This is a genomic window from Polaromonas sp. P4_F4 (genome assembly GCF_056401355.1).
Genome location: NZ_JBFUJO010000009.1, coordinates 109,381 through 124,418 on the forward strand (window position 1 = coordinate 109,381; position 15,038 = coordinate 124,418).

A 15,038-nucleotide genomic window follows, 5' to 3' on the forward strand; every position below is an offset into this window, starting at 1 on the left:
AACAGGAGGGGAAGGAAAAACAGCTTGCTTCACTTGAGGGTCTCCAGTACGCAGAGTAATTGAGGGGGCAAGGGTACCGGGCGGCGCGTGGCACGGTCGACATACACATGGATGAAATGGCCTTTGGCCGCACAGGCCTGCGCATCATCCTGCGGGAACAGCGCCACTTCGTAGCGCACACTGGACGCGCCCAGGTGGGCCACCCGAATGCCCGCCACCACCGGCTCGGGAAACGCGAGAGGGGCGAAGTAATTGCACTGGGTCTCAACCACCAGGCCAATCACGCTGCCCGCATGGATGTCCAGGGCGCCGCGTTCAATCAGCAAGCCGTTGACGGCCGTGTCAAACCAGCTGTAGTAAATGACGTTGTTGACATGGCCATACAGATCGTTGTCCGACCAGCGCGTGCCGATGTCGCGAAAAGCTTTGTATGCACTGCGGAGTTCTGCCTGGGGGCGCATCGGGGACGTCATGAGGGTTATTTTGCCAGCCCCCACGCTCCCCACTTCGTGTGGTTCGCTGCCCCCCGAGGGGGCGCTGCGCCTGCGGCCCGGCTGAGCCGGTTCCGCGGCCCCTGCTGGTGAAGACCTCACTTGATATTGCCGCCCCGGTTGACCTTTCAGGGGATTGATCAGGGATTCCATTTGGCCCAGTACTCGAGCGCCACGCGGTAGGTGTTCATCTGCACCTGCACGGTTTCATCAATGTTCACGCCATAGCCGCCTGCCATTGAAAAGGTCAGGGGAATGCGGCGCTGCCAGGCCCAGTCAAAGACGCGGCGGTCGCGGGCTTCCAGCCCATCAAAGCTCAGCGCCAGACGCCCCAGCCGGTCACCCTCAAATGGATCGGCACCGGCCAGAAACACCACGAGGCCGGGCTCAAAGCGCCGATCGAGTTCGTCGAGCGCATGCTCGAGCGCATGCAGATACGGCGCGTCAGTGCAACCATCGGGCAGCTCCACATCCAGGTCGCTCGCCTCCTTGCGGAACGGAAAATTCTTCTGGCCGTGCAATGACAGCGTGAAAACACTGGGATCGTTGGCAAAGATGTGGGCGGTACCGTTGCCCTGGTGCACGTCCAGATCAATCACGGCCACCCGCAAGGGCTTGCGCTCAGAGCGATTCCGGCGGCCCCACTCTGCCTGCATCAGCCGGGCCGTCACCGCCGAGTCATTGAACACGCAAAAACCACTGCCCTTGTGCGCATAGGCATGGTGCGTGCCGCCTGCCATATTGGCGGCAATGCCCTGCCGCTGGGTATCTGCGCCCAGCCCCAGCGCAACCCGCGCCGCAGCCACCGTGGCTCCGGCCGAGCGGCGTGCCCGTTCGGCCATCCCGGGGCTCCACGGAAATCCGATCTCGCGCTGGGCTGGCGACGGCAAGGTGCCATGGGTGATGGCCTCTATGTAGGCAGGCGTATGCACCAGGGCGAGTTCGCCGTCGCTGGCGGCCGGCGCCTGCATCATTTGCACACGGGGCAACTCATGGATGAGACGGTCCCGCAACAACTTGTATTTGCCCATGGGAAACCGATGCCCGGGCGGCAGCGGCAGCACGAAGTTGTCGGCGTAGAAAGCTTGCAAGATGGGAGTAGGCCAGAGAGGAGCGCAAAAAAAACCGTTGCTGCGTCGTCGAGCGCACAGCGCCGAGTTGCCATTGTGGCCTGAAGCGCGCGAGCGCGTGAAAGGCCCCCGGCATGAGGCCCACGGAGCATGAGACCCATGGATATGGGAAAAGCCCAAACTAGGGCATTGCCCCTAAAAAAATGGTGCACTGCAGCAAAAAATGCTTGCCATCGTGCGGCCGCTCCCTATAATTGAGCCTATGTTGCAGTGCAGCAATTCAGCGCAAAGCAACTACCGTCCCTCATCAACCTTATTGGAGATTAATTTATGTTGACCGCTGAACAGATCCTGGCATCCCACAAAGCAAACATCGAAACCCTGTTTGGTCTGACCCACAAAGCCTTCGAAGGCGTTGAGAAACTGGTCGAACTGAACGTGCAAGCCACCAAGGCTGCCCTGGCTGAAACCGCCAACCACACGCAAGCCGTCCTCGGTGCCAAAGACGCACAGGAACTGCTGGCCCTGCAAGCTGGCCTGGTTCAGCCCCTGGCCGAGAAAACCGCCGCTTACAGCCGCCACCTCTATGACATCGCTTCTGCCGCTGGCGCTGAACTGAGCAAGACTTTTGAAGGCCAGGCTGCCGACGCACAGAAGAAATTTGTTGGCATCGTTGACAACGCCGCCAAGAACGCACCTGCTGGCTCCGAGACCGCTGTGGCCGTGATGAAAAGCGCCGTGGCTGCTGCCAACAACGCGTTTGAGTCCGTGCAAAAAGCCGTCAAACAAGCCAGCGACATCGCTGAAGCCAACTTCAACACGGTGGCTACCTCTGCCGTGAACGCTTCCAAGACTGTCTCCAAAAAGCGTTAATTCGTCGAGACCGGCGCATGTTGCGCTGCGGGGCTAAACACTTCGCAGCGCAAACGCCCACTCTCACGGAGCCTGCTACCGAAAACCTGTTTGGCCTTTTGACCAAGCAGCACTTCCAACCAGTTGTCTCCTCGGGTCCTTTCAGAAATTCAGTTCACGGACCCCTTGAAGCCCTGTCGAAAGACGGGGCTTTTTTTTTGTTCCAACGGGCTTGAAACTGTCTCCCGTAACCGCCTCCTGCAACCGCCTCCTGCGGCCGCAAGGGTCACCCGGCCACTCGCGACAAGCTCAATAAGCTCAATAAGCAGCCTTCCTCAATGCGCCGGCACCACCCCGGCCTCCAGCTTGGCCCGCAGCGCAGGCAGCGCCGCGAGCATGGCGGCCCGGCCCGAATCGATGGCGCGTTGCCGGGCTGAAAAGTCGGCGCTCTTCAGGCCGGCCAGCGAAGGCCGCACCACCACATCAGCGTCCTTCAGTTCGTAGTGGTTGATGCTTTTACCCATGATGGCAAAGGTCTGCAGCAGGATCTGCAGCGTATCGCCGGCCGGGTTGGCCTCCGGCGGGCTGGAAATATCAACCGCAATCACCACGTCGGCACCCATCTGCCGGGCAAAACGCACCGGCACCGGCGACACCAGGCCGCCATCAACATATTCACGGCCATTGATCCTGACGGGCACAAAGACCGCCGGGACAGCGCTCGATGCCCGTACCGCCGTGCCGGTGTCTCCGCGCTGGAACAGCACGGCCTGACCGCTGTTCAGGTCGGTGGCCACAATACCCAGCGGAACGGGCATGTCTTCAATCAGACGGCCCGCCAGCAACTCATTGACATGGCGCGCCAGGGCCTCGCCGCGAAACATGCCCCGCCCCACAATCGGCAGCATCCAGTCGGTGATGGCGACCTCCTGCATGTTCAAGGCGGTCTGTTGCAACTGGGCACTGGTTTTGCCGCTGGCATAAAGCGCAGCCACCAGGCTGCCGGCCGAGGTGCCGACCACGTAGTGGGGCTTGAGCCCGGCTTCTTCAAGCACCGCAATCACCCCCACATGGGCAAATCCCCGCGCCGCGCCTCCGCCCAGCGCCAGGCCGATTTTCAGGGGCTTTTTGGTCACGACCTCAGCCGCTGGTGCGGGTGGCGCGGGCGCCCGGCCCGGCGGTCCGGGTGGCGCTGCACAACCGGCCAGCAGCACCATGCCCCAAGCCAGCGCCATGCGCCAGCCAGGCCCACTCCTCCACCCCCGTGGACCTGAAGCAGCGCTGCCGCGAGCCTTGCGTCCGAAGCCAAGGCAATTGAGAATAATTCGCGTTTGTATTACACTCACTCCGTTCCAACCTTTCAGGATTTTCCCAACATGCTCAAAAAAGCTCCTTCACTGGCCTGCCTTGCGCTGGCCGCCGCAGCCTTCTTTGGCGCCGCAGCCAGTGTCAATGCCCAGACCAGTGCCCAGGAACAGGTCGTCAATCTGTATTCTGCACGCCACTACCAGACCGATGAAGCGCTGTACACCAACTTCACCAAGGCCACCGGTATCAAGGTCAACCGTGTGGATGCCGATGATGCGGGCATTCTGGCGCGCCTGAAGGCTGAAGGCACGGCCTCCCCCGCCGACGTGATTTTGCTGGTTGACGCTGCCCGCCTCTGGAAAGGCGACGTGGACGGCCTGTTCAAGCCCATCAAGTCCCCCGCGCTGGAAGCCGCCATTCCGGCCAAGCTGCGCGCCAAGGAAACGGCCGAAGGCACGACCTGGTTCGGTTTCTCCACCCGCGCGCGCGTGGTGGTGTATGACAAGCTGAAGGTCAAGAAAGCAGACGTGGACACCTACGAAGAGCTGGCCGACCCGAAAAACAAGGGCCTGCTGTGCACCCGCTCGGGTTCACACCCCTACAACCTCTCGCTGTTTGGCGCCGTGACCGAGCACCTGGGCGAGGCCAAAGCGGAGGCCTGGCTCAAGGGCCTGGTGGCCAACATGGCACGCGACCCCAAGGGCGGCGACAGCGACCAGATCAAGGCGGTGGCCAGCGGCGAGTGCGGCATTGCGCTGACCAACACCTATTACCTGGCGCGCATCATGCGCTCCAGCGCACCTGAAGACAAAGTGGTGGCCGACCGCGTCGGCGTGGTGTTTCCCAACCAGGACAGCTGGGGCACGCACGTGAACATTGCGGGCGCAGCCGTTGCCAAAAATGCAAAGAACACTGCCAACGCCATCAAGTTCATGGAATACATGGCCAGCGCCGATGCGCAAAACTACTTTGCCAACGGCAACAACGAATGGCCCGCCGTGGCCAGCGTGAAAGTCAGCAACCCGGCGCTGCAAGCCATGACGGGCGGCAACTTCAAGTCGGAAACCATTCCCATCAGCGCCGTGGGCGGCAACCAGCTGAAGGTGCAGCAGATGCTTGATCGCGTAGGCTACAAGTAAGCTAGGCAAGCCCCAGGGCGCAGTTACCCGGCAAAGCCCGGTCATCTTTTTGGTGACCGGGCTTTTTTCATGGGCCATAATTGACGTTTACGTCAACGTCAACGTTTTCCCTTCTCTTTTTTCCATTCTTTTATTTCAAGGAACAAGCCATGGATATCGCAGGCAAAGTATTTATCGTCACCGGCGGCGCGTCAGGTCTGGGCGAAGGAACGGCACGCATGCTGGTCGCCAACGGCGCCAAGGTGGTGATTGCCGACATGCAGGCCGACAAGGGCGAGGCGATTGCCAAAGAACTCGGGGAAGGCAAAGCCGCCTTTGTGCCCTGCGACGTCAGCCAGGAAGCCGACGGCCAGGCCGTGGTGGCCAAGGCCGTATCCATGGGCAAGCTGATGGGCCTGGTCAATTGCGCCGGCATCGCGCCTGCCGAAAAAACCGTGGGCAAAAATGGCGCGCACGGCCTGGCCCTGTTCAGCAAGACCGTCACCGTCAACCTGATCGGCAGCTTCAACATGATCCGGCTGGCGGCCGACGCGATGTGCAAGAACGAGCCAGAAGCGACCGGTGAGCGCGGCGTGCTGATTTCCACCGCCTCGGTCGCGGCCTATGACGGGCAGATTGGCCAGGCAGCGTACAGCGCGTCCAAGGGCGGCATCGTCGGCATGACCTTGCCGATTGCCCGCGACCTGGCACGCAACGGCATCCGCAACATGACGATTGCCCCCGGCATCTTCGGCACGCCCATGCTGTTCAGCATGCCGCAGGAGGTGCAGGACTCGCTGGCCGCCGGCGTGCCCTTCCCTTCGCGCCTGGGAACCCCTCAGGACTACGCCCGACTGGCCAAGCACATTATCGAAAACGACATGCTCAACGGCGAGGTGATCCGCCTCGACGGGGCGATCCGGCTGGCGCCCCGCTGAGGTCGGACATCGCGGGCAGACGGCCCGGCAGGCGTAACATGGCAGCTCATCAAAAACCCAGAGGAGAATGCATGAAACGCCTGTTGACCTCCGTCGCGCTTGCCGCCCTGCTTGCGGCTTGTGCCAGTACTCCCAGCCCCTCCAGCCAGTTCAGCTACACCGTCCCGGCACAGCCTGAAGGTTCATCGGGTTACACCCAAAAACCCGGCTGGGCCACCAGCAAATTTGCGGTGGCCGCGGCTAACCCGCTGGCCACCGACGCCGGTTACCAGGTCCTGAAAGCCGGCGGCTCGGCGATCGATGCGGCCATTGCGGTGCAAATGGTGCTGAGTCTGGTGGAGCCGCAGTCCAGCGGTATTGGCGGCGGCGCGTTTTTGCTGCACTCCAGTGGCAGCAAGGTCGAGGCGTTTGATGGCCGCGAGACCGCGCCTGCGGCGGTGGACGAAAAGCTCTTTCTCGGCGCCGACGGCAAGCCGATGCAGTTTTATGAGGGCGTGGTCGGTGGCCGTTCGGTCGGCACACCCGGTACGGTGCGTATGCTGGAGATGGCGCACAAGCAGTACGGCAAGCTGCCCTGGGCCCAGCTCTTTGTGCCCGCCATCCAGCTGGCCGAAGGCGGTTTCAAGGTCAGCGCGCGCCTGAACACCTTGCTCAAGGATGAAAAATACCTGAAGAACGATCCGGTTGCGGCAGCTTACTTCTACAAACCTGATGGCAGCCCGGTGGATGTGGGTTCCACCTTGCGCAACCCGGCATTCGCCGATGTGCTGCGGCAGATCGCCGGCAAGGGCTCCAGCGCGCTGCTGCAAGGCCCGGTCGCGCAGGCCATCGTGAGCAAGGTGCAGAGCCACCCGACCAACCCCGGCAAACTGGCCTTGAGCGACCTGGCCGGCTACCAGGCCAAAAAGCGCGACCCGATCTGCTCGGACTACAGCGCTGCCGGCAAGACCTATCGCCTCTGCGGCATGCCGCCACCGAGTTCCGGTGCCATCGCCGTGGGGCAGATTCTCGGGATTTTGGGCAACACCAACGCCGCTACGCTGCCACTGGCCAGTGGCATGGGCGGTGTGCCTGGCACGGTGGCGCCCACGCCGTCGGCCGACTGGTTGCACCTTTACACCGAGGCCGCGCGCCTGGCCTTTGCCGACCGTGGTCAGTACCTCGGTGACCCCGATTTTGTGCAGCCCCCCGGCGGCAGCTGGATGAGCCTGCTGGCCCCGACCTACCTGAGCGAACGCGCCAAACTGATCCAGCAGCAAGCGGGCGGCCAGAGCATGAAGACAGCCAAACCGGGCGTGCCGGGTGCGATCACAACCGCCTACGCGCCCATGCCCGATCAGCCCGAGTACGGCACCTCGCACATCAGCATCGTTGACGGCTATGGCAATGCGATTGCCATGACCACGACGATTGAAGACGCGTTTGGCGCGCGCCTGATGACCGATGGCGGCACCGGCAAGGCGGGTGGCTTTTTGCTGAACAATGAACTGACCGACTTCAGCTTTGCCCCGACGGATGCCGAAGGCAAACCGGTGGCCAACCGCGTGCAGGCCGGCAAGCGCCCCCGCTCGTCGATGGCACCGACGCTGGTGTTTGACAAAGCCACCGGCCAGTTGGTGATGAGTGGCGGCAGCCCGGGCGGCGCGCTGATCATTCACTACACGGCCAAAACGCTGTACGGCGTACTGCACTGGGGCCTGCTGCCGCAGCAGGCGATTGACCTGCCCAACTTTGGCTCGCTCAATGGCCCCAGCCTGCTGGAAGAAAAGCGTTTCGCACCCGCCACCGTTGAGGCCTTGAGGGCACGCGGCGCCGAGGTGCGCGAAATGAACATGACCAGCGGCCTGCAGGCCATCGCGCGCGGCCAGGCCCATGGCACGCCGGTGTGGCTGGGTGGCGCCGACCCGCGCCGCGAAGGCGTGGTGATGGGGGATTGAGCGGGCGAGGCTGTCGCGGTCGCGGCTGAAGCGGCGACTTGCGGACTAGGGCCCTAACCCGTCCGCATCGGTACAGGCGGGGCGTTTTGCCCGACTGTGCCGATGCGCTCATATTCGGAAATGACCTGCGCGCCCAGCAACAACAGCGTGGCGGCGATTTCCAGGCTCAGCAAAACCACGATGGCGGTGGTCAGTGAGCCATACACCAGACCCACTTGCGACAGCGTGCCAAAGTACCAGACCAAGGCATGGCGCGTCACTTCCCAAAGCAGCGCAGCCGTGACCCCGCCAATCAGCGCGTGGCGCAGTGACGGCTTGCCCACCGGCATCACCATGTACACCGATGTCAGCAGAAGTATCTCGCCGCCCAAGCCGAGCAGGTACAGCAGCACGCCCGAGAATCCGTCGAGCGACCAGCTGTAACCCAGAAATTCCAGACTTTTTTCACCCAGGACCTGCAAACTGCCCGAGACCAGCGTCACCAGCAGCAGGCCCAGCCCCAGGCACAGGATGTAACAGTAGGGCAGCACGGCAGAAACCAGAAAATGGCGCCGACGAATGGCCACGCGGTGCAAGAAGATCACCGACATGGCGTTTTCAAGCACGGTGAACGCCAGTGAACTGAAAAACAGCATGGTGCCCAGCAAAAGCCAACCCATGACTTCGCGATGCGCCAGAAAATTGGCCAGTTCGCCGACAATGAATTCGGACTGTCCCGGCGCGATCCAGCCGATGTAACGGCCCAGCGCTTCCAGCAGTGCCGACTGCTCAATCACATGCGACAGCGCAATCGCCATGAGGATGAGCAGCGGAACAATCGACAGCAGGGCGTAATAAGCCACGGCGCCGGCCAGCAGCAGACCCTGATTGGCACGAAAACCCTTGAGTGTCCGCAGCGCAAAGGCGCCGGGATGGCTGAGCACATAGGCGGCCTGCGGTCCAAGAGTCATCATGAGATGCCCCACAGTGCGCAGGGCGAATAAGTGGTTGAGTTCATTATGCGCGGCCGGCCTTACCCGCCGGCCTGTCGTGCATCGCATCCCCACACCTATGTTTAAATTGGTGTTCACTTTTTTCGACCCATGGCCATTCCCTCATCATTCATCCAGGAGCTGTTGGCTCGCGCCGACATCGTGTATATTGTTGGCCGCCATGTGCAGCTCAAGAAAGGCGGCGCCAATTTCATGGGGCTGTGCCCCTTTCACGGCGAAAAATCACCTTCGTTTTCAGTCAGCCCGACCAAATAGTTCTACCACTGCTTCGGCTACGGCGCGAGTGGCAATGCCATCAAATTCCTGACGGAACACGGCGGCCAGGCCCATGGCACGCCGGTGTGGCTGGGCGGCGCCGACCCGCGCCGCGAAGGCGTGGTGATGGGGGATTGAGCCTCGGGCGGCCCTGGGATCACTCTTCCGCCGGGCCGCCCCAAGGAAAAGACGGCCCCCTCGGGGGGCAGCGACCCGCGCAGCGGCGGAGCGTGGGGCCATTCCCTACAATCGTCCCATGGCCATTCCCCAATCATTCCTCCAGGAGCTGCTCGCGCGGGCTGACGTGGTGGACATTGTGGGTCGCCACGTCCAGCTGAAAAAGGGCGGCGCCAATTTCATGGGCCTGTGCCCGTTTCACGGGGAAAAGTCGCCCTCCTTCAGCGTCAGCCCGTCCAAGCAGTTCTACCACTGCTTCGGCTGCGGCAAAAACGGCAATGTCATCAGCTTCCTGATGGAGCATGCCGGCATGAGCTTCATCGAAGCCGTGAAGGACCTGGCCCAGCAATACGGCCTGCAGGTGCCCGAAGATGACGTGTCGCCCCAGGACAGGGCCAAGGCGGCACAGATGCGCGAACAGCAGGCCACCCTGACCAGCGTGCTGGAAAAAGCCGCCATGGCCTACATCAAGCACCTGCGCGGCTCCGAGCGGGCCATCGCGTACTTCAAGGGCCGCGGCCTGTCGGGCGAGATCGCCAGGACTTTTGGGCTCGGTTACGCACCGGAGGGCTGGCGCAGCCTGGCCAGCGTATTTCCCGACTACAACGACCCGCTGCTGGTGGAAAGCGGCCTGGTGATCACCGGCGAGGCGGGCGAGGCAAACGCGGGCGGTGAAGCCAAGCGCTATGACCGCTTCCGCGACCGGGTCATGTTTCCCATCCGCAACGTCAAGGGCGAATGCATTGGCTTTGGCGGCCGCGTGCTGGGTGACGAAAAGCCCAAATACCTGAACTCACCCGAAACCCCGGTGTTCAGCAAGGGGCGCGAGCTTTATGGTCTCTTTGAAGCCCGCACGGCCCTGCGCGAGCACGGTTACGCACTGGTCACCGAAGGTTACATGGACGTGGTCGCACTGGCCCAGCTGGGTTTTGCCAATGCCGTGGCCACCCTGGGCACGGCCTGTACCGCCGACCATGTGCAAAAGCTGTTTCGCTTCACCGACTCGGTCGTCTTCAGCTTCGATGGTGACGGCGCCGGTCGCCGCGCCGCGCGCAAGGCGCTGGACGCGGCCCTGCCCTTTGCCACTGACGTACGCACTGTCAAATTCCTGTTCCTGCCAACCGAGCACGACCCGGACAGCTACATCCGCGAACACGGCAAGGAAGGTTTTGCGGCTTACGTCAGCAAGGCCGTCCCGCTGAGCCGCTTCCTGCTCGAAGCCGCTGCCGACGGCTGCGACCTGGACACGGCGGAAGGCCGCGCCCACATGGCCAGCAACGCCCGCCCGCTGTGGAGCCTGTTGCCCGACGGCGCCCTGAAGCGCCAGCTGCTGGCCGAAATCGCCGACCAGGTGATGATTGACAGCCGCGAGTTGCTGCAGCTTTGGCAGCCCGCCTCCGCAGGTTACAAAAACAGCTATAAAAACAATAGCAGCAAGCGCCCGCCCAATAAAGACCATAGACCGGATTTGCCCTCGGATTCCGGCAAAAGCCACGACGTCCCCGACTATGCAGGCTACGTACCGGACCTGCGCGAGGAGGCCGACTATGCCTCTTCCGAGCCGTATTTCCCGCCGCCCGCCATGTCAGCGCAGCGCGCCGGGCGGTCGTCGGGCGGCGCCAGCCGGGCGCCACGCCGCGTAGCGGGCCGCATCCTGCCGGCCAGCCGTGAAGACCGCGTCCTGCGGCTGCTGCTGACCGAGCCGCAGAGCTGGGACCAGCTCAGCACCGAAGAGCATCACCTGCTGCTGGCGTTGCCGGCGCCGCACGGGCCGCTGTTTGTGTGGCTGGAAAGCCAGCTTCACGAGCACGGCCCGCAACCCTGGGCCGCGCTGCGCGAAGGCCTGCGTGACCACCCCCACGAAAAGCACGCCATCGCGCAAATCGCGCAAATACCGGAAGGTATCGAATGCGACTGGGATGAGGTCAGAAGCATCCTGGATCAGCTTGTCAGGCTCGAACGCCAGCGCGAAATGGACGAGCTGGTGCCGCTGGTCACGAAAGATCCTGCAGCCCGACAGCGCTACCAGGAACTGCTGGAAGCCAACCTCAAAAAAAGCTGAAAAAACAGGTTTTTATTGCCCAAAAAACAGGCATCAGGGTATAATCCGACTTTCGACGGCAAGCGCGACAGCAACACCTCCGGCACCGGCCCCCTTCAACCAAGGGAACTCAGACACGAGACGGCCACCTTCCCGCAAGGACTGCACACCAAATGTTCGCCCAAACAACTTGCCTGAAAACGCAACCAGCCGCGTGCTCCGGTCCCCGGCTGGCCTGTTTTTCAATCTTCTTTTTTTGACTCTGAATTTTTGCCACCTGTGCTTTGACTGCGGTCAGGCGCGCGGCGCATTTTTGTTGACTGGTAGCTGATAGATATTTCATAACAATCCCGCCATCTGGAGGTCTCATGCCTAGTGCCACGTCCGGCAAGTCCAAGAAGCCAAAAAAGCCGCAAACCACGCAGTCCAAAGCTGCCGTGATGCCGACAGCCAAAACGACAGCGAAACCCGCTGCCAAACCGGCCGCAAGGCATGCCCCCCAGAGCGTCAAGGTTGAAAAACCCGGAAAACCCGCCATATCTGCTAAAGCCAGTACCCCGAATGCCCCGGTGAGCAAAACGCCCCTGAAATCCGCGAAACCTGATACGTCCCTGAAGAAAGTCCCTGCCGTGCCGACAAAGTCCAGCCCCGAATCCAAGCCTGTTGCAGCCGTTGCCGACGTGCCCGTGAAGAAAAAGCCCGGTCGCCCGCCGAAAAACCCCGCAGCAGCCGATAGCGCACCTGCAAGCACCGGCGCCAAGCGCGGCCGCAAGCCCAAGAACGCGGGCGCAGCCAAGGTGGGAGAAGACCTCGACCTGTCCGACATTGAAGACGATCTGGTCGGCGAGCCCGTCGCGGAGACCACCGAAAAGGTCAAGCCGCTGCGCATGAAAATCAGCAAGGCCAAAGAACGTGCCTTGATGAAGGAATTCGGCCTGGACGAGACGGTGCTGTCGGAAGAAGACATGCTCAAGCGCCGCATGCGCCTGAAAACCCTGATCAAGCTCGGCAAGACCCGCGGCTACCTCACGCACGGCGAAATTTCCGACCACCTGCCTGACAAGCTGGTCGACGCCGAGACGCTGGAAGTCGTCGTCAACATGCTCAATGACATGGGCGTGGCCGTGTACGAGCAGGCGCCGGACGCCGAAACCCTGCTGCTGAACAACACCGGCCCGACCGTGGCCACGGAAGAAGAAGCCGAAGAAGAAGCCGAAGCCGCCCTGTCCACCGTGGACAGCGAATTCGGCCGCACGACCGACCCTGTGCGCATGTACATGCGTGAAATGGGCACGGTCGAGCTGCTGACCCGTGAAGGCGAGATCGAGATTGCCAAGCGCATCGAGGGCGGCCTCATGCGCATGATGGAAGCCATCTCGGAGAGCCCTGCCACCATCGCGGAAATCATGCGGCTGGGCGAGGAAATCCGCGAAGGCAAGATCGTGATCTCGACGGTGGTTGACGGTTTCTCCAACCCCAACGAAGCCGACGACTATGTGGCCGAAGAGGACTTTGACGAGTTCGACGAAGAAGACGACGACGATGGCAAGGGCGGCTCCAAGGCCCTGACCAAGAAACTCGAAGAGCTCAAAAAAGAAGCCCTCAGCCGCTTTGACAAAATCGCCAGCCTGTTCGAGAAGGTGCACAAGACCTACGACAAGGAAGGCTACGGCACGCCGGCTTATGTGAAGGCGCAAAAGGCCCTGAGCGACGAGCTGATGACCGTGCGTTTTACCGCCAAGACCATTGAAAAGCTCTGCGACATGCTGCGCGGCCAGGTGCTGGACGTACGCAAGAAAGAGCGCGAGCTGCGCCGCATCATCGTCGAGAAGTGCGGTATGCCGCAGGAAACCTTTATCAAGGATTTCCCGCCCAACCTGCTCAACCTCAAGTGGGTTGAAAAACAGGTCGCCTCGGGCAAACCTTGGTCTGTCGTGATGGCGCGCAATATTCCGCCGATTCAGGAACTGCAGACCAAGCTGGCCGAATTGCAGGCCCGCGTGGTGGTGCCCCTGGGCCAGCTCAAGGACATCAACAAGCGCATGAACGAAGGCGAGTCCAACTCGCGCGATGCGAAGAAAGAGATGATCGAGGCCAATTTGCGCCTGGTGATCTCGATTGCCAAAAAATACACCAACCGTGGCCTGCAGTTCCTGGATCTGATCCAGGAGGGCAACATCGGTTTGATGAAAGCCGTGGACAAGTTTGAGTACCGCCGCGGCTACAAATTCTCGACCTACGCCACCTGGTGGATTCGCCAGGCCATCACGCGCTCGATCGCGGACCAGGCCCGCACCATCCGCATCCCGGTGCACATGATCGAGACCATCAACAAGATGAACCGCCTGTCGCGCCAGCACCTGCAAGAGTTCGGCTTTGAGCCCGACGCCAGCATCCTGGCCGCGAAGATGGAGATTCCTGAAGACAAGATCCGCAAGATCATGAAGATCGCCAAGGAGCCGATCTCCATGGAAACGCCGATCGGTGACGATGACGATTCGCACCTGGGCGACTTCATCGAAGACAGCGCCAACACCGCACCGCTGGAAGCCGCGATGCAGGCCGGCCTGCGCGATGTGGTGAAAGACATCCTCGACAGCCTGACACCGCGCGAAGCCAAGGTGCTGCGCATGCGTTTCGGCATCGAGATGTCGACCGACCACACGCTGGAAGAAGTCGGCAAGCAATTTGACGTGACGCGCGAGCGCATCCGCCAGATCGAAGCCAAGGCCCTGCGCAAGCTCAAGCACCCGAGCCGCAGCGACAAGCTGCGCAGCTTTATCGACACGCTTTAAAACGCATCGAACGCGCCAAAACAAAAGCCGCACTCCGTTTTAACGGGCTGCGGCTTTTTTCATGGGGAATTACAAGCCTTCAGCCTCCAGCCCTTTCACGATGGGCGCAAGCGGCTATCAAAACCGTAGCAATCGCGGCGCGCCCACTTCCGCTCTCAGGACCAGTACAGCCGGGTCGGGTTGTCCACCAGCAGTTTTTTCTGCAGTTCCGGCGTGGGGGCAATGTGGGGAATGAAATCCACCAACAGGCCGTCGTCGGGCATGTGGTCCTTCAGGTTGGGGTGCGGCCAGTCGGTGCCCCAGAGCACACGGTCGGGGAAGGTCTCAACGATGCGGCGGGCGAACGGCACGACGTCGCTATAGGCGTGCTGCTCGCCGTTCAGCGCGGGCGGGCCGCCAACGCTGAGCCGCTCCGGACAGCTCACCTTGGACCAGACATGAGGGTGGTCGGTCATGAACTTCATGAACAGCCCGAACGCCGGGCCGTCGACTGGCTGGCTCACGTCAGGCCGGCCCATGTGGTCCACCACCACCGTGGTCGGCAGCGCCGTAAAAAAGTCCCACAGTTCGGGCAGATCCACCGCCTCGAAATAAATCACCACGTGCCAGCCCAGCGGCGCAATGCGCGCGGCGATCTCCATCAACTCGTCTTTGGGCGTGAAGTCCACCAGGCGCTTGACGAAATTGAAGCGCACGCCGCGCACGCCGGCCGTGTGCATGTTTAGCAGCTCCTCGTCGCTGATGCTGCGCTTGACCGTGACCACGCCGCGCGCGCGGCCCTCCGAATGCCTGAGCGCATCCAGCAGCGCACGGTTGTCGGCGCCGTGGCAGGTGGCTTGCACGATCACGTTTTTATCGAAGCCCAACTGGTCGCGCAGGGCAAACAGTTGCTGCCTGCCCGCATCACAAGGCGTGTACTTGCGCCCGGCTGCGAACGGAAATTCGCTGCCCGGGCCGAACACATGGCAATGCGCGTCCACACTGCCTGGCGGCAACTGGAAGTGTGGTTTGCTGGGGCCGGCGTACCAGTCCAGCCAGCCCGGCGTTTTGTCAAAAACCATCAT

General features: G+C 62.0%; 12 protein-coding genes and 1 pseudogene. 7 read left to right on the top strand and 6 right to left on the bottom strand.

Annotated features, from left to right (window positions below; translation table 11 throughout):
* Positions 1–29: 29 nt before the first annotated feature.
* Complete coding sequence (locus AC1DUR_RS11900) at positions 30–473, bottom strand: acyl-CoA thioesterase (RefSeq protein ID WP_477717448.1); 444 nt, start codon at positions 471–473, stop codon at positions 30–32.
* A gap of 158 nt (positions 474–631) precedes the next feature.
* Complete coding sequence (locus AC1DUR_RS11905) at positions 632–1,582, bottom strand: histone deacetylase family protein (protein ID WP_477717449.1); 951 nt, start codon at positions 1,580–1,582, stop codon at positions 632–634.
* Between the two features lie 309 nt (positions 1,583–1,891).
* On the opposite strand from AC1DUR_RS11905, the gene AC1DUR_RS11910 reads away from it, so the two are divergent.
* Positions 1,892–2,434 carry a phasin family protein gene (locus AC1DUR_RS11910; protein WP_477717450.1) on the top strand — a complete coding sequence of 181 codons (543 nt, stop codon included), beginning with the start codon at positions 1,892–1,894 and terminating at the stop codon, positions 2,432–2,434.
* 314 nt (positions 2,435–2,748) lie between these two features.
* Here the strand turns inward: AC1DUR_RS11910 and AC1DUR_RS11915 are convergent, their stop codons facing one another.
* Positions 2,749–3,648 carry a patatin-like phospholipase family protein gene (locus tag AC1DUR_RS11915; RefSeq protein ID WP_477717451.1) on the bottom strand — a complete coding sequence of 300 codons (900 nt, stop codon included), beginning with the start codon at positions 3,646–3,648 and terminating at the stop codon, positions 2,749–2,751.
* Between the two features lie 141 nt (positions 3,649–3,789).
* On the opposite strand from AC1DUR_RS11915, the gene AC1DUR_RS11920 reads away from it, so the two are divergent.
* From AC1DUR_RS11920 to AC1DUR_RS11930, 3 genes are all read left to right on the top strand, one after another.
* On the top strand, positions 3,790–4,860 hold the full coding sequence (locus tag AC1DUR_RS11920) for an extracellular solute-binding protein (RefSeq protein WP_477717452.1): 1,071 nt from the start codon (positions 3,790–3,792) through the stop codon (positions 4,858–4,860).
* A 149-nt stretch (positions 4,861–5,009) separates the two neighbouring features.
* Entirely contained in the window at positions 5,010–5,777 is a 768-nt protein-coding gene (locus AC1DUR_RS11925) for a 3-hydroxyacyl-CoA dehydrogenase (protein ID WP_477717453.1), read from the top strand.
* Between the two features lie 71 nt (positions 5,778–5,848).
* The gene (locus AC1DUR_RS11930; RefSeq protein WP_477717454.1) at positions 5,849–7,714 is read left to right on the top strand and encodes a gamma-glutamyltransferase family protein; all 1,866 of its coding nucleotides are present in this window, start codon (positions 5,849–5,851) and stop codon (positions 7,712–7,714) included.
* 53 nt (positions 7,715–7,767) lie between these two features.
* On the opposite strand, the gene AC1DUR_RS11935 is transcribed toward AC1DUR_RS11930, so the two are convergent.
* Entirely contained in the window at positions 7,768–8,667 is a 900-nt protein-coding gene (locus AC1DUR_RS11935; RefSeq protein ID WP_477717455.1) for a YihY/virulence factor BrkB family protein, read from the bottom strand.
* 129 nt (positions 8,668–8,796) lie between these two features.
* Here AC1DUR_RS11935 and AC1DUR_RS11940 point away from each other — a divergent pair.
* Positions 8,797–9,027, top strand: a pseudogene (locus tag AC1DUR_RS11940) (CHC2 zinc finger domain-containing protein); the annotation flags it as partial.
* Positions 9,028–9,217: 190 nt separating this feature from the next.
* Positions 9,218–11,200, top strand: coding sequence for a DNA primase (gene dnaG / locus AC1DUR_RS11945; RefSeq protein ID WP_477717456.1), 1,983 nt, complete (start codon positions 9,218–9,220; stop codon positions 11,198–11,200).
* A 109-nt stretch (positions 11,201–11,309) separates the two neighbouring features.
* On the opposite strand, the gene AC1DUR_RS11950 is transcribed toward dnaG, so the two are convergent.
* On the bottom strand, positions 11,310–11,837 hold the full coding sequence (locus AC1DUR_RS11950; RefSeq protein WP_477717457.1) for a hypothetical protein: 528 nt from the start codon (positions 11,835–11,837) through the stop codon (positions 11,310–11,312).
* Here AC1DUR_RS11950 and rpoD point away from each other — a divergent pair.
* Positions 11,809–13,974: an RNA polymerase sigma factor RpoD gene (gene rpoD, locus AC1DUR_RS11955; protein ID WP_477717458.1), complete on the top strand. Its 2,166-nt coding sequence runs from the start codon at positions 11,809–11,811 to the stop codon at positions 13,972–13,974. The two genes, AC1DUR_RS11950 and rpoD, sit on opposite strands and share 29 nt — an antisense overlap.
* Positions 13,975–14,129: 155 nt before the next feature.
* On the opposite strand, the gene AC1DUR_RS11960 is transcribed toward rpoD, so the two are convergent.
* Positions 14,130–15,038 (bottom strand): amidohydrolase family protein, encoded by a 909-nt coding sequence (locus tag AC1DUR_RS11960; RefSeq protein WP_477717459.1) that lies wholly within the window; start codon positions 15,036–15,038, stop codon positions 14,130–14,132.